We start from the raw sequence: 19,815 nt of genomic DNA, 5'->3' as shown, positions 1-19,815 counted from the left end.
AAAACCGGTAAACCCGACAAAAAAACGGCTAAATTGCCCCGTTGACCACCACCGAAAAAATGGCATCCCGAATCCGGATGGTGTCGGGCCGCGACCGGCCGGGCGAATCACTGTCGGGGTCGATCACAAAGGTTGCGTTCAGATGGCCTTCGAGCTGGCGGCTGGTGGGGTTGTAGGCGTCGATGATGACCTCATTGGTCTCAGTATTCGATGCGTACAGGTTGTAGCGGTCGCCGGTCGTGTTGTCGCCAATGCGGGTGTATACCCAGGCCGAAAGCGGGGTGCCGTTGAGATCATCCCAGCGGATGGGCCGCAGCCGATAGGTGCCGGGCTTTGTGGGTAACTGATTAATACTGAGCCAGTCGACTTCGCCAGCGGTGCGGAACGTGCCGCATTCTTCCACCATGACATTAATGCTGTCGCGGTTCGCAAAGGTCGCCGTTGAAGCGGCCGACCATTCCTGCGAATTCTTCAATGCCATGAAATTGCCACAATTCGGGATCTGAGGAACCCCTATTTTTTTGTTGTCGCAATTCAGCATGGAACCAATCAAAGCCAGTAAAAGGATATTCTTCATGTGGATATAGGCGGGAAAAGGCAATACTATGTACAGTGACCATTTAGACGGGGTAATGGTTTAAAAGGCACATCAAAAAAATTAATTTATTTGATAAAATTCAGGCAGTCACTTTCCCGATTAAACTCGGATATTTGCAACCTGACTGTCGAGTAGTGTATGCACAACCTGATTCTCTTTGACGATCCACCGATTCGCACGGCTCTTCTGCCCTTGACCTTTACCCGGCCCGTGAGCGAAATCCGGATCGGCATCTGCACCATCACTGAAAAATGGGCCATCCGGCTCCAGACAACGCCTTCATTTTTGACGGATTTGTATCTGCAAATAAAGTATCCCTGTCGCACAATTCACGATAATTTTTTCGTAAACGGCGCTGTTTGCCCTACCAACGCCCTGATTAATGCGTTGAACGGGTTAAAACCGGAGTCGGGACTGGTAACGGCAGAGGGGTTGCTGCTGGCACTTCGCACCGAAAAACCGCTGGAAACCGCTCCCTCGGCCGACGATGCCGGTACCTGGGACGTATTCGGAGAGCCGCTGACGATTCTGAAAGACCTGCCGTCGATCTTTGTTCACAACGGCGAGCAGATCCGAACCGACTTTGAACTGCTGACGGCGGGCCGGACTTCGCAGCCGATAACCGACCCGCACACCCGTTGTTACGCCCCCGAAAACATTTTTGTGGAAGAGGGCGCGGTGATTCGGGCGGCTATTCTGAATGCCGAAAACGGGCCGATTTACATCGGCAAAAACGCACTGATTCAGGAGGGTACAGTGATGCTGGGTCCGTTTGCACTCTGCGATAACGCCACGGTGAACTGGGGTGGCAAAATGCGCAGCAATACTACCATTGGGCCGTATAGCAAAGTGGGCGGAGAAGTCGGAAACTCGGTTTTTCTGGGCTACAGCAACAAGGGCCACGACGGTTTTCTGGGCAATTCGGTCATTGGCGAGTGGTGTAATCTGGGCGCCAATACCAACAATTCCAATCTGAAAAACGATTATACCAACGTGAACCTGTACAGCTACGCGACCAACCGGCTCGAAAACACCGGTCGGCTGTTCTGCGGGTTGATGATGGGCGATTATACGAAGGTGGGCATCAGCACGATGTTCAATACCGGCACCGTCGTGGGCGTGAATGCCAACGTGTTCGGGGCCGGTTTTCAGCCCAAACACATTCCCTCGTTTTCGTGGGGCGGTGGGGCCGAAGGGTTTACGGAATACCGGCTCGACAAAGCCTTGCAGGTAGCCCGCGAAACCATCGGACGCCGGGGGCTGGACTTTGACGAGGTTGAAGAAACTATTTTGCGGGAAGTGCATCGGATTGAGAAGGAGAGAAAGGAATAGGGGAGTAAAGGAAATAGTAGACAGGAATTTAAACAGGATGAAAGCAGAAAAGTGTGGAAGGGCATTCTCCCTTCTTCCTTTCCTTCCCAGATTATGCAATTCAACGAAATCATCGGACATGACGACACGAAGCGGGCGTTGACGCGGGCGGTTCAGACCAACCACCTGGCCCACGCCCAGCTTTTCGACGGGCCGCCGGGCAGTGCGAACCTCGCGCTGGCGTTGGCTTTTGCGACGTTCATCAACTGCGAAAACCGGCAGGCACTTCCGGACGGCCTGGCCGACTCCTGCGGGCGGTGTCCGTCCTGTACGAAAATGAATAAACTCGTTCATCCGGACCTTTCCATCATTTTTCCGGTAGCGGGCAGCAAGGTCACGAGTGAAACGTTCATGGCCGACTGGCGCAAGTTTGTTGCCAAACATCCCTACCGCGTGCTGGATGAGTGGCTGGCTGCGATCAGCATCAAACAGGGCAACATTCCGGTTGAGGAAGCGCGAGAGCTGATGGGTAAACTGTCGCTGAAAGCGTACGAAGGCGAGTATAAAATCGTGCTGATCTGGTGTGCCGAAAATCTGCATACCGCAACGGCCAACGCCCTGCTGAAATTGCTGGAAGAACCGCCCGCCCGGACGCTTTTTCTGCTGGTCACCAACCAGTCCGACAAACTGCTGATTACGATTCTGTCGCGAACACAACGCGTGGCCGTGCAGGCGTTTTCAGACGACGAAGTGGCCATGCACCTGCGCCAGCACCTGAATCTGCCCGAAAAACGCGCCCGGGAAATGGCCTATCTGGCCGACGGAAATCTGTCGGAAGCCATTCGGTTGTCGGAAGAAGAACCGGAGCAGAAAGACGGCGAACCGGGGTCGGACCGGCACGCGTGGTTTGCCGAGTGGATGCGGTTTTGCTACCGCCAGGATCTGATCGCGCTGGTCAAACAGGCGGATGGATTCGATGCGCTCGGGAAAGAAAAGCAGCGCGGTTTGCTCGACTACAGCCTGAACCTCTGCCGCGACCTGTTTTTGTGGAAACACGGCGTCAACGAACTGTTGCGACTCCCCGCCGAAGAACGTACGTTTGTGGAGAACTTTGGCAAAGTACTCGAACCGGAACACCTGGAACACATGGTCGGAAACCTGAACGAAGCGGTATTTCACATCGAACGAAACGTCCGCGCCAAGATGGTCATGATGGATTTGTCGCTCACGTTCAGCAGCCTGATTCGCAACGGAAAATGAAAAAACCGACGCACAAGGCTTTGGCTGAGCACCCCAAACAGGTTATCGGTTTTGCCGACCGGGTGGATTTTCCGGATCTGGACTGGACCGACATCGAAGCCAAAATCGACACCGGAGCCTATACCTCCGCCCTGCATTGTACCGATGTGAAACTGGTGTCCAACGGCGACCAGTCCCGGTTGCATTTCACGCTGGCGGGCGCACGGGGCCGGAAAAAAAAGCAGTTTGTAACCGACTTTTTTCAATACAAAACCGTTAAAAACTCATTCGGACAATCCGAAAAGCGGTTCGTCATCCAAACCCGCGTTCTGGTGATGGGGCGGCTCATCCGGGCCGAATTTTCGCTGGCCAACCGCGGCACGATGCGCTTCCCGGTTTTGCTGGGCCGCAAACTATTGCGTAACAAATTTGTTGTTGACGTATCACTGCAAAACGTTTCGTATCAACTCAAACAACAGACGCCGAAATCCTGATTTCTGTCGCGAAAACCGGGTCTGTTCTTCCCTGAATCTACACCAACCGACTTTCCTTATTTACGGATATGCGTATTGCCATCCTGTCTACCAATCCCGACCTGTATTCCACCCGGCGATTGGTCAAAGCTGCCGAGCAGCACGGACACGAACCCGTTGTGATCGACCACCTGCGGTGCCAGGTGATGATCGAAGGCGGAAAACCTGAAGTTCTCTACAAAGGCCAGCCGCTGGAGCAAATTGACGCCATTGTGCCGCGGATCGGGGCTTCCGTTACCGATTACGGCTGCGCGGTGGTTCGCCAGTTTGAGATGATGAAAGTGTTCACAACGGCCCGTTCGCAGGCCATTACGCGTTCCCGAAACAAGCTGCGGAGCTTGCAGGTGTTGTCGAAAGCGGGGGTGGGGCTGCCCAAAACCGTGTTTGCCAAACACCCCAAAGACGTCGATCAACTGATTGCGCTGGTGGGTGGTCCACCGGTGGTGATCAAACTGCTTGAAGGCACGCAGGGCATGGGCGTGGTACTGGCCGAAACCGCCAAAAATGCCAAGTCAACGATCGAAGCGTTTTACGGTCTGAAAGCGAATGTGTTGATTCAGGAATACATCGCCGAAGCCAGAGGGGCCGACATCCGGGCGTTTGTCGTGGGCGGGCGCGTGGTGGGGGCCATGAAACGTCAGGGCAAGGAAGGCGAATTTCGGTCCAACCTGCACCGGGGCGGTTCCGGTCAAGCGGTTTTGCTGACGCCCGACGAGGAATGGACGGCGGTCAATGCCGCCAAAGCCCTGGGCTTGCGGGTCGCCGGGGTCGATATGCTGCAATCGCAGCGGGGGCCGCTGGTGCTGGAAGTCAACTCGTCGCCGGGGCTGGAGGGCATCGAAAAAACAACCGGGATCGACATTGCCGGTCAGATTGTGGACTTCATCGAGGAGAAAATTCCGACGGATGAAAACGATACGGTGGGGGTGTGAAGAAGATGAATGATAAATGCTAAATGTCGAATGCTAAATGGAAAAGTGCTTCGCCCGCTGGCTTCAACTTCTCCATTTAGCATTCTTTGTACTACTATCACTTGTGAACATTTCGAAGACCGCCATCAGGGTATCCCTGAATTCAAGTGACTACTGGAACGCTCGCCAACTACATCAATAACCGGCGGCATGACCGTCTTTGCGGGATTCGGAGGCTCCATAATACACCTTGTTTTTCGGGTCGTAGAGAATCCCCTGATAACCGCCGTAGCCGCGCAGGTCGTAGCCAACTTCGTGGCCCATGCGCATCAACTGGAGCACGGTTTCGGCGGGAAAACCGTTTTCCAGACTCACCTGACCACCGCCCTGCGATTTGGAACCCGTGGGACCGGACGAGCCGGAATGACTGAAACGGGGCGCATCACCGGCTTCCTGCAAATTCATCCCGAAATCAATGAGGTTGGTGATGATCTGAATATGACCCTGCGCCTGAAAATCGGCACCCATTACGCCGAAACTCACGTAGGGCTGACCGTCTTTGGTAATAAAAGCCGGAATGAGCGTGTGAAAAGGTCGTTTTCCGGGTTCGAACGTGTTGGGCTTGCCTTTTTCCAGCGTAAACGACGTTCCGCGATTTTGCAGGCTGAAACCCAGACCGTCGGGGACAATGCCAGATCCCATACCGGCATAATTGCTCTGGATCAGCGAGACCATGTTGCCGTCCTGGTCAGCCGTGGTCAGGTAAATGGTGTTGCTGGCGCCTTCCAGCAAACCCGCTTTGTAGTTCCGCCCGGCACGCAGGGAGTCGATGAGTTTCCGGCGTTCGGCCGCGTACGGTTTTGAGATTAACTGGGCTGTAGGTGCTTTGTAAAAATCCGGATCGGCGTAATAGACGGCGCGGTCTTCAAAAACGAGTTTCTTGGCTTCGATCATCGCGTGCAGGTGAGCCGGGCTGCCAAAACCCATCTTTTTAAGGTCGTAACCTTCCAGAATATTCAACATCTGAAGCACCGCGACACCCTGACCATTCGGCGGCAGTTCCCAGACATCGTAGCCCCGGTAATTGGTCGAAACCGGGTCAACCCAATTGGAGCGGTGCGTGGCCAGGTCTTCGTAACTCAGAAAACCACCGTCGCGTTTCACAGTAGCTGCGATGGTCCGGGCGATGTCGCCCTTGTAAAAAGCATCCCGCCCGCCTTTGATGATCTTTTCCAGCGTAGCAGCCAGGTCTTCATTTTTGAAAATATCGCCTTTTTGGGGAGCCTGTCCACCGGGCATGTAAAGCTGGCGGTAATTGGGGAATCTTTGCAGCGAGCGGGCGTACCCCTGCCATAAAAACGCGATGACTTCCGTAACTGGATAACCTTCCCGGGCGTAGTTGACCGTCGGTTGCAGCAGGTCTTTCATGGGCAGTTTCCCGAACCGCTCGTGCAGCGTATACCAGCCATCGACACAACCCGGCACAGACACCGAAAGCGCACCGGAGCCGGGGATCTGTTTCATCTGCTGTTGCTCAAAATAGGCCAGCGAGAGGGATTTTGGCGAACGGCCGCTGCCGTTAAAACCATACAGTTTTTTGGTTTTGGCATCCCAGACAATGGCAAAAAGATCACCACCGATCCCGTTTCCGGTGGGTTCGACCAGCCCCAAAAGGGCATTGGCGGCAATGGCGGCATCGACGGCACTGCCGCCTTTTTTAAGCACATCGAGGGCCACCTGCGTGGCCAAAGGCTGGCTGGTTGCGGCCATGCCGTGCCGGGCAATCACCTCCGAACGGCTGGCAAAACTACGCCCGGAATACCTGAATTGGGCCTGAACACAGGTCGTAATTAATAGAAGGGTAACAACTAGAACGGTTGATTTCATGGGATACGGTTTCAGTCGTGGAAAATAAAACGACCCGCTCCGGCTAACGATCGGAGCGGGCATTCAACCCGGTATTTTATTTCGCCCACCAGGAGCGGGTGTTGATGTCGTCGGGACCTTGCCGCTGGACGGCTTCGGTATAGCTGTCCCGATTGGTCACCTGCTGGGCGGTCGGGTAGCGGAAGCGGACCGGGATTTTGTCGTTGTTGTTATTGACAAAAGCCGGTTTCAGATCCGGGAAGCCGGTTCGTTTCCACTCGTGCCAGCCCTGTAAGTCCGTAAAATAGAGCGCGATCCATTTCTGTGTGCCGATCAGTGCCAGGGCATTTGCAGGGTTAAACGCAACACCGGGTCGGGCCAGGAACTCCGCCGACGCCGTCAAATTCGTGCCGGAAATCAGTTGGTATTGCTCGACCGATGCCTTGATGCCGTCGTAATAATAGCTCTCGGCTGAACCGGTAATCCAGCCCCGCTGGGCGGCTTCGGCCAACAGGAATTTTACCTCGGCGACCGTCATGATCAGGCCCTGAGCCGGCACGGGCGTCTGGAGACCGCGGTAATACTGGTCACTGAGTGCCGACACTTTTTTGTCCAGGTTACTACCCAGATTCTGGTCGGTTTCTCCGTTGCGTACCCCAACCCATTGCAATGGCCCTTTGCCAGCCGCCAGCGCTTCCTGCGATTCGGTGGTGGGAGCCGCAAAAACCGGCAGGCGCGGGTCTCTGATGGTGTTCAGTTGGTCGATGAACGTTTTGCTCATCCGGCGGTCGAAGAAAAAACCGGAACGCTGGCCCGTGATGGGAAACAGATTCGGAGCCTCCACGTATTTCAGCGCAGCATTGTCGGCATTGGTCTGCATGATGGGGAAATTGGCGGGGCTGGCCAGCATTTCGCGGAGGGCCGTCGAAGGATCGACGCGCTTTGACTGACGAACCAGCAACCGAATCCGCAGCGAATTGGCCAGTTTTTTCCATTTGGCAATGTCACCGTTGAACAGAATGTCGTTCCGAATGGCCACACCGGTAGCCGTCAGCAGGGTATTGGCCTCGGCGAGATCTTTCAGCATACCCTGATAAACGACTTCCTGCGAATCGTACGCGGGAGAATAAACCGCCTGCGTTTCCTTGCCTTTCTGGGCCTCCGTATAGGGCAAATCGCCGTAGGCATCCGTCATCCGGGCGTAGATCAGCGACTTCATAACCAGTGCGATACCCTTGTAATTGGGCAGGTTGCGTTCTTCCGCAATTTTCTTCAGGTTATTGACGTCCCGCAGGATCGTGTAGCCATTGTTCCAGGTGTCAAATGAGCCCCAGATGTAACGATCGGTATTGGGTTCACGAATCTCGGCGGCATACTGGGCCACCATATTCCCCGTAGAAAACGCTTCGTTGACCATTTGATTGACCGTACCCCGAATGATGGTGACCATCAGCAGTTCGGGGTTGACGGTTTCCGGGTTATTGGGGTTGGAATTGACCTGTTCAAAGTCCTTTTCGCAGCCCGTCAGCAAAACGATCAGGAAGGCAATGAGCGAAACGAGGGTTGTTTTTTGAATCGAAAACATGATTTCTGAAGATTAGAGCCGGAAGTTTACGTTGAAACCAATGCTGCGGGACGCGGGCAGCGACATGTCCTCGATGCCGGGCAGAATGGTGCCGCCACTGATGCCGGTGGCATCCGGATCGATGTGCGGTACTTTGGTCCAGAGGGCCAGGTTGCGGCCCACCACCGACACCGTGATGTCGCGGAAAGGCGTGTTGCGCACCAGTTGGTTGGGTAGCGCATACCCAAACTTCAACTCCCGGAGTTTGAGGTACGTGGCGTCGAAAGTGGATTGTTCGGGGTTGAAATACCCGGAACCCCAGTAGCGCTCGGCCGTTACATTCACGTCGTTGGGGCGGAACGTGCCATCCGGGTTTTTGATCACACCGGGACCGACGTAGCCGTCTTTCCGGCCCGGCAGCGATTCGACCAGTTGACCGGCTTCGTTGCCGCGAACGTACATGTACGAGTAAATACTGCCGCCCTTGCGGTAATCCAGCAGTCCGCCCAGCGTAAAGCCTTTGAAGCTGAATGTGTTATAAAGACCGGCCATCCAGTCGGGATTGTAATTGCCCACCTTGATCAGTTCGTTGGTAAAAAGCGGAAGGCCCTGGCTGTGGATGATATTGCCCTGCGGATCGCGTTGAAAACCCCGGCCATACATGTCGCCCATGCGCTCGCCCACGCGGGCCTGAACCGATACGTAGCGACTCGCCAATTCGTAAGTGGTCAGCCCATCGCCCAGTTCTTCCACCTTCGCCCGGTTGGTCGACCAGTTCAGGCTGAGATCCCACTTGAAACCGCTGCTCGTTTTGATGGGCGTCGTGGTGAGCACGGCTTCAACACCCCGGCTGCGGATCACCCCCGCGTTGAAAAACCGAGACGTGTAGCCGCTGGTCAGGTCGATGGGAATGTTCAGGATCTGGTTTCGGCTGACAGTGTTGTAGTAGGTGAGGTCCAGGCCAAGCCGTCCGCCAAACAGCCGTACATCGGCCCCCAGTTCGTAGGTGTCGAGGGTTTCCGGTTTGAGGTTGGCGTTGTTGATCGTCGCCGATTCGGAAACCGCCTGGCTGCTTTGCCAGGGCGAACCGTAGTTGTAGACATTCCGCAGTCGGTAGGGATCGGTGTCATTGCCGACCCGCGCCCAACCCGCCCGCACCTTGGCAAAGCTCAGAATGCCCCAGTTTACCTGGTCGAAAAGATCCGACAGAACCGCACTGGCCGATACGGAAGGATAGAAATAACTGTTGTTGCTGGCGGGGAGCGTACTCGACCAGTCGTTGCGGGCACTTACGTCGAGGAATAAAGCGTTGCGATACGCAAACTGGCCGAACGCATAAAGGCTGTTGATCCGGTAATTAAAATCGCGTTGAATGATCACGAGCGGCACCTGTGAATTCCCCAGATTGTAGATGCCCGGAACACTCAGCGCATTGGCCCGGCTGCTCAGTTCGTCCCGTCGCTGGCGCATCTGATTCCCGCCCAGGGATAATTTGACCTGCAAATCTTTCCCGACTGCTTTGTCGTAGGCCAGCAAAAAATCCGAGTTACGCTCTTCAAAATAGTCTTTGTCCTGGCTGTACATCCCCAGCGGAAAAGCCGTGCTGCCCGGCGTTCGGCGACGGTCGGCGCGCTCGTTGCTGATGTCCATCCCCGTCCGAACGAGCAGGCTCAGCGCGGGCGTAAATTGGTAGGTGAGGTTCACCTGACCCGTGGTCCGGTTTTTCATCAGCCCGTTCAGGTTTTCGTATACCGTATAATACGGATTGTCGTTGAACTGGTAGTTGTAGGTAAACGGCTGGATGCCTTCGAGGCCCTTCACCCAGTAGTCGCGCATTTTATCGGTACGCACCTGCCGCCCTTCCCAGATCCAGGTATACACCACCGATTCGTTTCCATAACTGACGACGGGGCGGTTTTTGCTGTTCGTGTAGATGTAATTGACGGACGTATTGACCTTCAGCTTGTCGGTCAGCGAATACGCTCCGTTGATGGCAAACGTGTGTCGGCGTTGGGCGGTGTTGGGCACAAGGCCGGTTTGGTCCAGGTTGGTGTAGGACACCCGGAAGTTGCCGTTGTCGTTGCTGCTGGAAAGCGAAATGTTATTGGACAAGGTCCGGCCGACTTCATAAAACTCCTTGACGTTGTCGGGATACGGCACCCAGGGGACGGTTTCGCCCACTTTGGGAGGCCACTCGGTGTTGACCGGAACCGCCACCATCCGGCCGTCGAGCGCAGGTCCCCAGCTACGGCCCCCGTCGCCGATGTTATACTGTCCTCCACGACCCTGGCCATATTCATTCTGGTAGTCGGGTAACCGCAGGGCCGATTCGAAGGAGGTGGTGGAATTGACCGAAATGCCCAGCCCTTTTTTTCCTTTGCCGGATTTGGTCGTGATCAGAATAACCCCGTTGGCCGCCCGCGAACCATAGAGTGCGGCTGCGTTCGGCCCCTTGAGCACGGAGATGGTTTCGATGTCGTCCGGGTTGATCTCAGCCGCTCCGTTGCCGTAATCGATGTTTTGCCGTTGATCGGATGCACTGACGGCGTTGTTGATCGGCATACCGTCGACGACGAAAAGCGGCTGGTTGTCGCCCGCCAGGGAGGTTTCGCCCCGGATCACAATGCGGGATGAGCCGCCGATGGAATTGGAGCCCGCCGTGACGTTGACCCCGGCGACTTTCCCGGCGAGCGCATTGACAAGGTTGGTTTCCCGGGCCTGGGTCAGGTTGTCGCCCTTCACTTCCTGCACGGCGTAGCCTAACGCCCGCTTTTCGCGGGTGACGCCCAATGCCGTGACCACCACTTCATTGAGTTGTCCGGCCACGGCGTTCATCCGAATGGTGAGAACGGTGGATCCCGTGACCGGAACTTCCTGGGAAAGATACCCGATAAAGGAAAAAATCAGGGTTCGAACACCCGCCGGAACCGTCAGATTGAATTCGCCTTTTTCGTTGGAAAGCGTACCGGTGGTGGTGCCTTTGGCGAGAATACTGACGCCGGGCATGGCTTCGCCCTGTTCATTGACAACTTTTCCGCGCACGGCGGTCTCCGACTGGAACGCCAGAGCCTGAGCTGGCAACAGGCTCATGTGGAGGTGAAACAGGAGAAAAAGTAAAAGAATGGATCGGCAAAACGGTTTTCGTTCGCCCGGATGGATAGGTGATACAGTAGATTGCATACGGAAATTAGGTTTATGATTAGGGTAGTAAATGCAATGCAGAACCGCCTTGATGAGCATACATCAGGTAGTCGATCAGAGAATTTGGTTAAACGGAATGTAGAGGAAGAGATGGCTGGTAATCAACCTGGTGTGGTGAGTTGATTGAAAGACGGGGCAAATGTATAAGGGGGGTGTTACCGGCAGATGCCGTAATTATTAAGGAATGGTGAAGTATGAACGCACCGCTTGCAGACCCGCCCGGCGTTTTCGTTGGTCGGCAAGCAATTCTTGAATAACTTGCCGACTTCATTTCAGATACGGTTTTTACCCATGAAAATAAAAATTGGAACGCGCAGCAGTCGGCTGGCACTTTGGCAGGCCTATTACATTCAGGATCTGCTGAAAGCGGCTGAGGTGGAGTCGGAGCTGGTGCTGATCGAAACCAAAGGCGACCAGATTCTGGATCGGTCACTGTCGAAAATCGGCAGCAAGGGCGTTTTTACGCAGGAACTGGAAGACCAGCTTCGCGCCGGTACCATCGACATCGCCGTTCACAGTGCCAAAGACCTGCAATCGTCCCTGCCAAACGACTTGGCGATCATCGCCTTCACGGAGCGCGAACGGGTCAACGACGTGCTGGTGAGCCACGACAAAAGCCTGTCGCTGACCGGTGGCCGGGCGTTTGTTGTCGGCACCTCCTCGACGCGCCGGGTGGCCATGCTGAAGCATTTTTGCCCCCACATCACCACCGTCGACATGCGCGGCAACCTGCAAACCCGTCTGCGTAAACTGGAAGAGGGGCAATGCGATGCGTTGCTGCTGGCCTACGCGGGGGTTCACCGGATGCAATACGACGATTTGATTGCTGAATATTTGCCAACGCAGGATTTTACGCCCGCCGTGGGGCAGGGTAGCGTGGCCATCGAAGCGGCTACCAGCTTACCCATCGATAAACTCAACACGGTTCGTCAACTCACCAACCACGCGCCCACCGAAGCCTGTCTGAAAGCCGAACGGGCCTTTTTGCGGAGGCTGGAAGGTGGTTGCAGCATCCCGGTTTTTGGGCTGGCCACCTTGCAGGGTGAGGAACTGACGCTGACCGGTGGCGTCGTGAGTCTGGACGGCCAGGAGCTGTTGCGGGAACAATTCAGCGGGACGCTGGCGGAGGCCGAACAGATTGGGCATGATCTGGCGGAAAGTTTATTAGCCAAAGGCGGGGACGAAATTTTGCGGGCAGTTCGCCAAAACTTGTAACTTGTCGGCTCAAGCCATCTGCCACCGTTTCCCATGATTAAAATTGCCCAAACCGAAGCCGATCTTCGCCGTTGTCTGCCCGCTCTGGTAACCCTGCGCCCGCATTTGACCGAAGAACAGGCGCTCCGACAGATTTTTTTGTTGCAGGAAGAGGACCGCTACGTGGTCGCTTTTGTCGATCAGTCAGATGAGAATCCGGCCGAAACCGTAGCCCCGGCGGCCATTGGTTACCGCTACATGAATCTGCTTTTCAGCGGAAAAACCCTGTACATCGATGATTTGTCGACCCTGCCCGACCAACGCGGGAAAGGCTACGCCAGCCAGTTGCTCGACTTCGTGATTGAGGAGGCCCGGAAGGCCGGTTGTGTGGCCGTTACGCTCGATTCGGGCCACAATCCGCAGCGCTACGATGCCCACCGGCTGTATCTGAACAAGCGGTTTAATATTGTCAGTCACCACTTTGCGTTGAAATTGTAATAAAATTGCCCCCAACCCCCTAAAGGGGGCTTCAGCATCCGAATTTATAAAGCCCCCTTTAGGGGGTTGGGGGCGAGCAAACCAACACACCACGTATGCGACTATTTGTTATCCTTATTTGCTTTCTGTTAACCGAGCCGGTTCTGGGGAAGAAGCCTTCCAAACGCAAGGATTATCTGGTGACGATCCAGACGGATTTTGGCGTTATGCGGTTGATTCTCTACGATCAGACGCCGAAACACAAGGCGAATTTTATCAAGCTGACCCAGGAAAAGTTCTACAACGGGTTGCTGTTTCACCGAATCATCCAGAATTTTATGATTCAGGGGGGCGACCCGAACTCCCGCACGGCCCAGGCCGAACAGATGCTGGGCAGTGGCGACGTGGGCTACACCATCCCGGCCGAATTTGTCCCGGAATTGTTTCACAAAAAAGGAGCATTGGCGGCAGCCCGCGACAACAATCCCGAAAAAGCATCGAGCGGATGCCAGTTTTACGTGGTGCAGGGCCGGGTTTGGGACGATGAGAATTTTCAGAAACAGACCGAGCGCATCACCCAACTGAAAGGACGACAGCCAACCGACGCGCAGAAACAGGTCTACCAGTCGTTGGGCGGAACCCCGCATCTGGACGGGAATTACACGGTTTTTGGCGAGGTTATTGACGGATTAGCCGTGGTAGACAGCGTGGCCAAACAACCCGCCAATCCACTCAATCGCCCCCTGAAAGACCTGCGCATGACGGTTTCGGGCGAGTGGATGAAGAAGAAAAAAATTACGAAACAGTTTGGGTATACCTATCGGAAGTGATTGAATGTTATGAAAAAACGAATTCTTATTACCGGTTCCAACGGCCTTCTCGGACAGAAGTTAGTCGATTTATTGACCCAGCAACCAGAGGTGGAACTCATTGCCACGGCGCGTGGGGCCAACCGGCTGCCGCAGTCGGACCGGTATTCCTACCAACCCATGGACATCACCGACCGCCAGCAGGTGCTTGACGTAATTGGCGAAACCAAACCCGATGTGGTGATCCATACGGCGGCCATGACCAACGTGGATCAGTGTGAATCGGAGAAAGACGCCTGCTGGGCGCAGAACGTGAAAGCCGTCGAGTATCTGGTGGAAGCCTGCCGCATCAACGACAGCTTCCTGTTGCACGTTTCGACGGATTTTATCTTCGACGGTGCCGCCGGGCCTTATACCGAAGAAGCCGAAGCCAACCCGATCAGTTTCTACGGCTGGAGCAAATATGCCGCCGAAAAAGCCGTTATTCATTCAGGCATTCGCTGGGCCATTGCCCGGACGGTTCTGGTCTACGGCATTGCCCACGACATGAGCCGGAGTAACATTATTCTGTGGGTGAAGAAATCGCTGGAAGATGGCAAGACGATTAAAGTGGTGACCGATCAGTGGCGCACGCCAACGCTGGCCGAAGATCTGGCCCTCGGCTGCTGGCTCATTGCCGATCAGAAAGCGGAGGGTATTTATAATATTTCCGGGAAGGACTTTTTGAATCCCTACGAAATGGCCATCAAAACCGCCGATTATTTCAACCTCGATAAGTCGCTCATCACCCAGGCTGATTCGTCGACGTTTTCGCAACCGGCCAAACGCCCCCCGCGCACCGGTTTTGTACTGGACAAACCGCGTCGGGTATTGGGCTACGAACCCAAAAGTTTTGAAGAAGGCATTGCGGTTCTGGCCGCGCAGATTTAAAATCGGTTGGTAAACCCTAAACCCCTTCCTGAATCGTATGAAATGGATCCTGTTTTTTGTTCTTGCGGTCGTTTCCCTGAACAGTCTGGCGCAGTTACCGGCTGCGGGCAAACGCATCGACGGCCCCGTTACCACGAAGCGCGGCATTGTCCTGAAAGCGGGGGATTCGGTTCGATTTGGGAAGGGTGGGTGGCCTTCGGGGGCTTATCAACATGCCTATCTTTCGTTCGACAAATTTGGACAAAAAGCGGCAGCGCTGGAAGAGGGCTATGCCTACAAATACGCGACCATCAAAGAGTTTCGGGAAGTTGGTACGGGGGCTGAAAAACGGTTGGTAGTGCTGGTTCGGCCGAAAGGAGGGATTAGCGTCAACTTCAGAGCCATCGACATTGAGCCAGCGATGGAGGCTAAAGAAGTCATTTCAATCAACGGCACCGCGATCAGCAAGCTCGTCACCAAAAAGCAAATTTGAGCCGAATCTTTGCACCGCGAAAAACCGTCCGAGATTGGTTGAACAATGGTTATCCGGTATATTGCGCCCAGGTGCTAACGAATGGTCAGTGTGAAGGTTAAGGAAACGGTTTTCAAGTGGGTCGCCGGGGCGATGGGGATTCTGCTGCTCAGCTACGGTTTTTTACTGTGGCAGCGAAAAGCAACGGCTCCACCAGCCGATATGAAATTGTATTTTTCGGTTTCTACACAACTGTCCGAAGGAAAAATACCGTACCGCGATTTTACTGTCGAATACCCGCCATTGGCCCTGTTGCCGCTGGCAATTCCGCACCTGCTTACGGCTGGCCTGACGCTCGATTACCGGGCGTATTCCCTGCTGTATTTGCTGGAAACCTTTTTATTGCTGCTGCTGATTGCTTTCACTTTACAACAAGTGGCCCGGCTTTGGCCCGAATCGTTATCCCCCTGGCGACTCCTGGCGGTTTATTTGCTGCTGGTCATCCTGAGCAAAGATTTTGTATTCTGGCGGTATGATCTCTTTCCTGCCTGGCTGACCTTACTGGCCCTCCTGGCGGTTCTAAAGAAGCAACCCCTGCTGGCCGGGATGTGGATTGGTCTGGCCATCATGGCCAAATTATATCCGGTTATTCTGGTTCCGGTTATGCTGGTATATTACCTGGCCGGGCAGCAATACCGGGCGTCGGTGCGGCTGGTGGCCGGAACGGGTCTTGCGGTTGCGCTGGTGCTGCTGCCGGTTGTGCTTCTGTCTGGTAATCAGGTGTTTTCCTTTCTAACGTATCACCAGTTGCGGGGACTGCAAATCGAAAGTGTGGCCGCAGGCTTGGTCTTGCTGGGACATTTAACGGATTTAACGCGGGTCAGCACCGAATTTAACTACGGGGCCTTTCACCTGGAAGCCAGTGGGGTCGGGCCGGTTCTGAAAGCCTTACCGGTAGTCTTTCTGGCGGCTTTTAGCGGGCTTCTGGCGCTTGGCTGGTTCCGATTCCGGCGCGAATACGGGCAGACCGGAACGGTTTCGGCGGACAGTCTGCTTCGGTTTTTGCTGGGTGCATTGCTGGTTTTTATCAGTACCAACAAGGTGTTTTCGCCCCAATACCTGATCTGGTTACTTCCGTTTGTGCTCTTTCTACCCGTTAAACAGATCGCATGGATGGGCTTCATTTTCTTACTGACCACGCTGGTCTACCCGGTTTTTTACGGACAACTGGTTGATCCAACGGTTTTTGGCGTTTTGCTGCTGACAGCGCGAAACGGTTTTTTTCTCTTTTTTTTCGTTTACATTCTGCGAAAAAAACGCCCCTCTTCATCCCTACCGAATCTCTCCCCAACGCTCTATCCGAATGGGTAACCTGCCGCCGGGAGGAGCCGATTCTACATTTTTGCTGATTAATAATACTTTATTTCGGGATTGGGTGGCCTCGCTTGCGTCTACGCAGGAAATGCAATAAGATTGTTGTGTGTAAAAGTCTTCTTTGCTATACCTATGTCTCTTCGTACCAGCACATACCGGTGGGGCCGTCGAGTGAGCCAGACCGGGGGCTTTTTTCTGGCGGGCCTGTTCCTGATTGGATCAACGGGTCAAAAACCCAACGAAACGCCGGCCTTTCAGGTGCCGGACGGTTTTACCATCGAACGGGCTGTGGCGCCGGATTTACTTTCCTACCCCATGTTCGCCAGCTTCGATGGCGCCGGCCGTCTTTTTGTCTTTGAGTCAACCGGCCCCAATACCATGGGGACCGAAAAAATGCTGGCCGAACCGTCGTATCACATTCGTTTACTGGAAGATGCCGATGCGGACGGCCAGTTTGAAAAAAGCCGGATTTTTGCCAAAAACATTCCATTTCCCAAAGGCGGGGTATTTTATGAGGGTAGCCTGTATGTGGCCGAATCGCCCAATCTGGTGAAGTACACGGATACGAACGACGATGGCGTTTCGGACAAAAAAGACGTGATCCTGACGGGCTGGACGCTGCACGCCAACGGAGCCACCCTGGGTGGCCCTTTTTTCGGCCCGGATGGCTGGCTCTACCTGACCGACGCCCGCCGGGGATTTTCAATTACCACCAAAGAGGGCAAGCTCCTGAAAGGAAAAAGTGCCCGAATCTGGCGCTGCCGCCCCGACGGAACCGGCCTGGAGTCGATGGCGGGGGGCGGTTTTGATAATTCGATTGAAATTGCCTTTATGCCGTCGGGCGAAACCATCGGCACCATGACCTATTTTGTCGATCCGCAGGATGGGCAGCGCGACGCCCTCATGCACTGGGTAGAAGGCGGCACGTACCCCAAGCCGAACCCCGTTATTGCCCAAGATGGCCTGAAACTGACCGGCGACCTGATGCCGACGATGACCAAAATGCCCCGCGTGGCCCCCTCCGGCATCATGCGCTACCGGGGTGTCGGCTTTGGGGCGGCTTATCAGAACAACTTGTTCAATGCCGAATTCAATACCGGACGAATTATGCGGCATATTCTTTCGCCCGACGGTGCCACGTTCAAAACGGTGGATGAAGTCTTTTTGAAGTCGTTCAGCGCGGATTCGCACCCGACAGATGTGCTTCAGGATGCCGACGGCAGTATGCTGATGGTGGTTACGGGCGGCTGGTTCATCGAAGGGTGTCCGCTGTCGCGCGTTGCTAAACCGGATGTTCAGGGCGGTATTTACCGCATCCGCAAAACCGGTGCGCCCAAGCCGGGCGATGCGTGGGGCAAAAAACTCGCACTGGCCAAACAGACGCCCCAAACCCTACTGAAATACCTTGCCGACGCCCGACCCGCCGTCCGCGACAACGCGATGGAGCAACTGATCCAACGCGGAAATGCAGCCGTCAACCCACTTCTCACGGTTTTGCCTGCCTTAAAAGACAAGGAGTTGCGGGCATCGGCGGTTTTTGCCTTGTCCCGGATCAATACGCCTGCGGCCTGGAATGGCGTTCATAAAGCACTGACGGATCGGAGTAGTGTCGTTCGTACGGCAGCCGTTCGGGCGTTGGGATTGCACAAAGACAGGATGGCTGTGGACAAGCTCATCGCCTTGATGCAGAAGGATGCGCTGCCGGTTCGTCGCCAGGCGGCCACGGCATTGGGTCAGATTGGCGATCAGAAAGCCGTCCCGGCCTTGCTGAACGCAGCCGCGAGCAACACCGACCGGTTTGTCGGACATGCCATCGTCCATTCGCTCATTACGCTCAGGAATACGGAACTTCTCGTCAGGGCGCTGGAAAATCCGTCTTCGAAAATCCGCATTGCTGCCCTGATTGCCTTGGATCAGATGGATGGTGCCCCGCTTCAAAAAACGCATCTGGCCGCAGCCCTGGCCGCCCGGGAGACGGATTTCCAGAAAACCGGTATCTGGGTGGCGTCTCATCACCCGGAATGGTCGGACATCGTCATCGGTTTTCTGGAAAAAAAAATGAAGGACGGGACGCTTTCGGATGCCGACGCCGGTTCGGTGCGGGAGCTGATGCTGACCTTTAGCAAGGAACCCGCTTTGCAGAACTTTCTAGCCGCGCAACTGGCAAGTGCGGCCACGACCTCCGCCCGTAAAGGGTTGCTGCTGGATGTCATGGCGAAATGTACGTTGAAGAAGCTGCCGGACGCGTGGGTGGAAGAGTTGGGAAATCAACTCCGGAGCAATGATGAGCAGGTGCTTTCCCAGGTGTTGGGATTGATAGAATCCCGGCGGATCAAGGTGCTGAATCCGCACCTGGACCGGATCGTTCAGGCCGAAAAGACGCCCGTTGGTTTCCGGCTGAAAGCCCTGAGCGCGCGGATCATGTCGTCGCCCGCGCTGTCGGATACTGAGTTTCAGCGCTTGCTGACCTACCTCGGCCCATCGTTCGATTCGCCGGTGCGCCAGCAGGCGGTTCGGCTCCTGAACCACGCCGAACTGACCAATGACCAGCTTCTGGTGATCGCCCGCACCCAAATCGGGAAGACGGACGCCTTCCTGCTGCCGCCCCTGTTGAGTGCCTTTGAAGGAAACCGGGATGAGCGGGTCGGCCAGGAACTGATCACCGCCCTGCAAGCGGTTTCGGGGCGGCTGGACAATGTGCCGGAGCAGGATTTTCAAAACCTGTTGAAGCCGTTTCCTGCTTCGGTGCAAACCCAGGCCGCCCCGCTGCTGGTCAAGCTAAAGTCCTTACATGCGGAGCGGTTGGCTCACCTGCAAAACCTGGAAGCCCGGTTGCAAGGGGGCGATGTGGGCGAAGGCCGGAAACTGTTTTACGGCAAGGCATCGTGTTCTACCTGCCATGCCGTGGGAGCCGAAGGCGGGCGTTTTGGCCCCGACCTGACCAACATCGGCGAGATCCGTTCCCAGCACGACATTCTGGAAGCCATCGTGTACCCGAGCGCCAGTTTTGCCCGCGAGTATGAAACGTTCCGGGTGGTCACGAAAAATACGTCGTATACAGGCATTCTCAAGGAACAGCTTCCGGAGTCGGTCGTGATTGAACTGGGGCCTGCCCCCGGTTTACGAATTGCCCGTTCGGAAATCACCGCTATTGAACCGCAGACGTTGTCGATGATGCCGCCGGGCCTGGACCAGCAACTGAATCCGACCGAGATGGCCCATCTGATCGCTTTTCTCAACGCGCTGCCCTACCGACTGGACCGGATGATTCAGGCCAGTCAGAAAAAATAAAACCGGAATCTATTCCTGATAAAAGTGAGAATGATGCTTTTTGCCCCGTTCCCCTGGTTGATTAAA

General features: G+C 55.2%; 15 protein-coding genes. 11 read left to right on the top strand and 4 right to left on the bottom strand.

Going from position 1 to position 19,815, the window contains the following annotated elements; all coding sequences use genetic code 11:
- Positions 1–28: 28 nt before the first annotated feature.
- Positions 29–577 (bottom strand): hypothetical protein, encoded by a 549-nt coding sequence (locus DUE52_RS21535; RefSeq protein WP_133299901.1) that lies wholly within the window; start codon positions 575–577, stop codon positions 29–31.
- 159 nt (positions 578–736) lie between these two features.
- Between DUE52_RS21535 and DUE52_RS21530 the strand changes: the two genes are divergently transcribed.
- The 4 genes from DUE52_RS21530 (at position 737) to rimK (ending at position 4,613) form a co-directional block, all read left to right on the top strand.
- Positions 737–1,930 carry a GlmU family protein gene (locus DUE52_RS21530; RefSeq protein WP_114408123.1) on the top strand — a complete coding sequence of 398 codons (1,194 nt, stop codon included), beginning with the start codon at positions 737–739 and terminating at the stop codon, positions 1,928–1,930.
- Between the two features lie 93 nt (positions 1,931–2,023).
- On the top strand, positions 2,024–3,169 hold the full coding sequence (locus DUE52_RS21525; protein ID WP_114408241.1) for a DNA polymerase III subunit: 1,146 nt from the start codon (positions 2,024–2,026) through the stop codon (positions 3,167–3,169).
- Positions 3,166–3,642 carry an ATP-dependent zinc protease family protein gene (locus tag DUE52_RS21520; protein ID WP_114408122.1) on the top strand — a complete coding sequence of 159 codons (477 nt, stop codon included), beginning with the start codon at positions 3,166–3,168 and terminating at the stop codon, positions 3,640–3,642. Before DUE52_RS21525 ends, DUE52_RS21520 begins: the two co-directional genes overlap by 4 nt.
- Positions 3,643–3,710: 68 nt before the next feature.
- The gene (gene rimK / locus DUE52_RS21515) at positions 3,711–4,613 is read left to right on the top strand and encodes a 30S ribosomal protein S6--L-glutamate ligase (protein WP_114408121.1); all 903 of its coding nucleotides are present in this window, start codon (positions 3,711–3,713) and stop codon (positions 4,611–4,613) included.
- 174 nt (positions 4,614–4,787) lie between these two features.
- Here the strand turns inward: rimK and ggt are convergent, their stop codons facing one another.
- From ggt to DUE52_RS21500, 3 genes are all read right to left on the bottom strand, one after another.
- Positions 4,788–6,479, bottom strand: a complete 1,692-nt coding sequence (gene ggt / locus DUE52_RS21510; protein WP_114408240.1) for a gamma-glutamyltransferase — start codon at positions 6,477–6,479, stop codon at positions 4,788–4,790.
- A 76-nt stretch (positions 6,480–6,555) separates the two neighbouring features.
- Positions 6,556–8,043 (bottom strand): SusD/RagB family nutrient-binding outer membrane lipoprotein, encoded by a 1,488-nt coding sequence (locus DUE52_RS21505; RefSeq protein ID WP_114408120.1) that lies wholly within the window; start codon positions 8,041–8,043, stop codon positions 6,556–6,558.
- 12 nt (positions 8,044–8,055) lie between these two features.
- Positions 8,056–11,202: a SusC/RagA family TonB-linked outer membrane protein gene (locus tag DUE52_RS21500; RefSeq protein WP_114408119.1), complete on the bottom strand. Its 3,147-nt coding sequence runs from the start codon at positions 11,200–11,202 to the stop codon at positions 8,056–8,058.
- Positions 11,203–11,514: 312 nt separating this feature from the next.
- On the opposite strand from DUE52_RS21500, the gene hemC reads away from it, so the two are divergent.
- The 7 genes from hemC (at position 11,515) to DUE52_RS21465 (ending at position 19,749) form a co-directional block, all read left to right on the top strand.
- The gene (gene hemC, locus DUE52_RS21495) at positions 11,515–12,438 is read left to right on the top strand and encodes a hydroxymethylbilane synthase (protein ID WP_114408118.1); all 924 of its coding nucleotides are present in this window, start codon (positions 11,515–11,517) and stop codon (positions 12,436–12,438) included.
- Between the two features lie 33 nt (positions 12,439–12,471).
- On the top strand, positions 12,472–12,915 hold the full coding sequence (locus DUE52_RS21490; protein WP_114408117.1) for a GNAT family N-acetyltransferase: 444 nt from the start codon (positions 12,472–12,474) through the stop codon (positions 12,913–12,915).
- Between the two features lie 95 nt (positions 12,916–13,010).
- Positions 13,011–13,724, top strand: coding sequence for a peptidylprolyl isomerase (locus DUE52_RS21485; protein ID WP_114408116.1), 714 nt, complete (start codon positions 13,011–13,013; stop codon positions 13,722–13,724).
- A gap of 9 nt (positions 13,725–13,733) precedes the next feature.
- On the top strand, positions 13,734–14,633 hold the full coding sequence (locus tag DUE52_RS21480; protein WP_114408115.1) for an SDR family oxidoreductase: 900 nt from the start codon (positions 13,734–13,736) through the stop codon (positions 14,631–14,633).
- Positions 14,634–14,670: 37 nt separating this feature from the next.
- Complete coding sequence (locus tag DUE52_RS21475; protein WP_114408114.1) at positions 14,671–15,105, top strand: hypothetical protein; 435 nt, start codon at positions 14,671–14,673, stop codon at positions 15,103–15,105.
- A 90-nt stretch (positions 15,106–15,195) separates the two neighbouring features.
- Positions 15,196–16,455 carry a glycosyltransferase 87 family protein gene (locus DUE52_RS21470; protein ID WP_165840987.1) on the top strand — a complete coding sequence of 420 codons (1,260 nt, stop codon included), beginning with the start codon at positions 15,196–15,198 and terminating at the stop codon, positions 16,453–16,455.
- A gap of 135 nt (positions 16,456–16,590) precedes the next feature.
- Positions 16,591–19,749: a PVC-type heme-binding CxxCH protein gene (locus tag DUE52_RS21465; protein ID WP_114408112.1), complete on the top strand. Its 3,159-nt coding sequence runs from the start codon at positions 16,591–16,593 to the stop codon at positions 19,747–19,749.
- The last annotated feature ends 66 nt before the right edge of the window (positions 19,750–19,815 follow it).

Source organism: Larkinella punicea (assembly GCF_003334855.1).
GTDB classification, from domain to species: domain Bacteria; phylum Bacteroidota; class Bacteroidia; order Cytophagales; family Spirosomataceae; genus Larkinella; species Larkinella punicea.
The sequence above is the reverse complement of the archived record's forward strand: the minus strand, read 5'-3'. Positions and strand labels throughout refer to the sequence as shown.

Excerpts from the sequence above, each read along its gene's own strand:
- DUE52_RS21535 (WP_133299901.1), bottom strand. The coding sequence starts at position 577 with ATGAAGAATATCCTTTTACTGGCTTTGATTGGTTCCATGCTGAATTGC.
- DUE52_RS21530 (WP_114408123.1), top strand. The coding sequence starts at position 737 with ATGCACAACCTGATTCTCTTTGACGATCCACCGATTCGCACGGCTCTT.
- DUE52_RS21525 (WP_114408241.1), top strand. The coding sequence starts at position 2,024 with ATGCAATTCAACGAAATCATCGGACATGACGACACGAAGCGGGCGTTG.
- DUE52_RS21520 (WP_114408122.1), top strand. The coding sequence starts at position 3,166 with ATGAAAAAACCGACGCACAAGGCTTTGGCTGAGCACCCCAAACAGGTT.
- rimK (WP_114408121.1), top strand. The coding sequence starts at position 3,711 with ATGCGTATTGCCATCCTGTCTACCAATCCCGACCTGTATTCCACCCGG.
- ggt (WP_114408240.1), bottom strand. The coding sequence starts at position 6,479 with ATGAAATCAACCGTTCTAGTTGTTACCCTTCTATTAATTACGACCTGT.
- DUE52_RS21505 (WP_114408120.1), bottom strand. The coding sequence starts at position 8,043 with ATGTTTTCGATTCAAAAAACAACCCTCGTTTCGCTCATTGCCTTCCTG.
- DUE52_RS21500 (WP_114408119.1), bottom strand. The coding sequence starts at position 11,202 with ATGCAATCTACTGTATCACCTATCCATCCGGGCGAACGAAAACCGTTT.
- hemC (WP_114408118.1), top strand. The coding sequence starts at position 11,515 with ATGAAAATAAAAATTGGAACGCGCAGCAGTCGGCTGGCACTTTGGCAG.
- DUE52_RS21490 (WP_114408117.1), top strand. The coding sequence starts at position 12,472 with ATGATTAAAATTGCCCAAACCGAAGCCGATCTTCGCCGTTGTCTGCCC.
- DUE52_RS21485 (WP_114408116.1), top strand. The coding sequence starts at position 13,011 with ATGCGACTATTTGTTATCCTTATTTGCTTTCTGTTAACCGAGCCGGTT.
- DUE52_RS21480 (WP_114408115.1), top strand. The coding sequence starts at position 13,734 with ATGAAAAAACGAATTCTTATTACCGGTTCCAACGGCCTTCTCGGACAG.
- DUE52_RS21475 (WP_114408114.1), top strand. The coding sequence starts at position 14,671 with ATGAAATGGATCCTGTTTTTTGTTCTTGCGGTCGTTTCCCTGAACAGT.
- DUE52_RS21465 (WP_114408112.1), top strand. The coding sequence starts at position 16,591 with ATGTCTCTTCGTACCAGCACATACCGGTGGGGCCGTCGAGTGAGCCAG.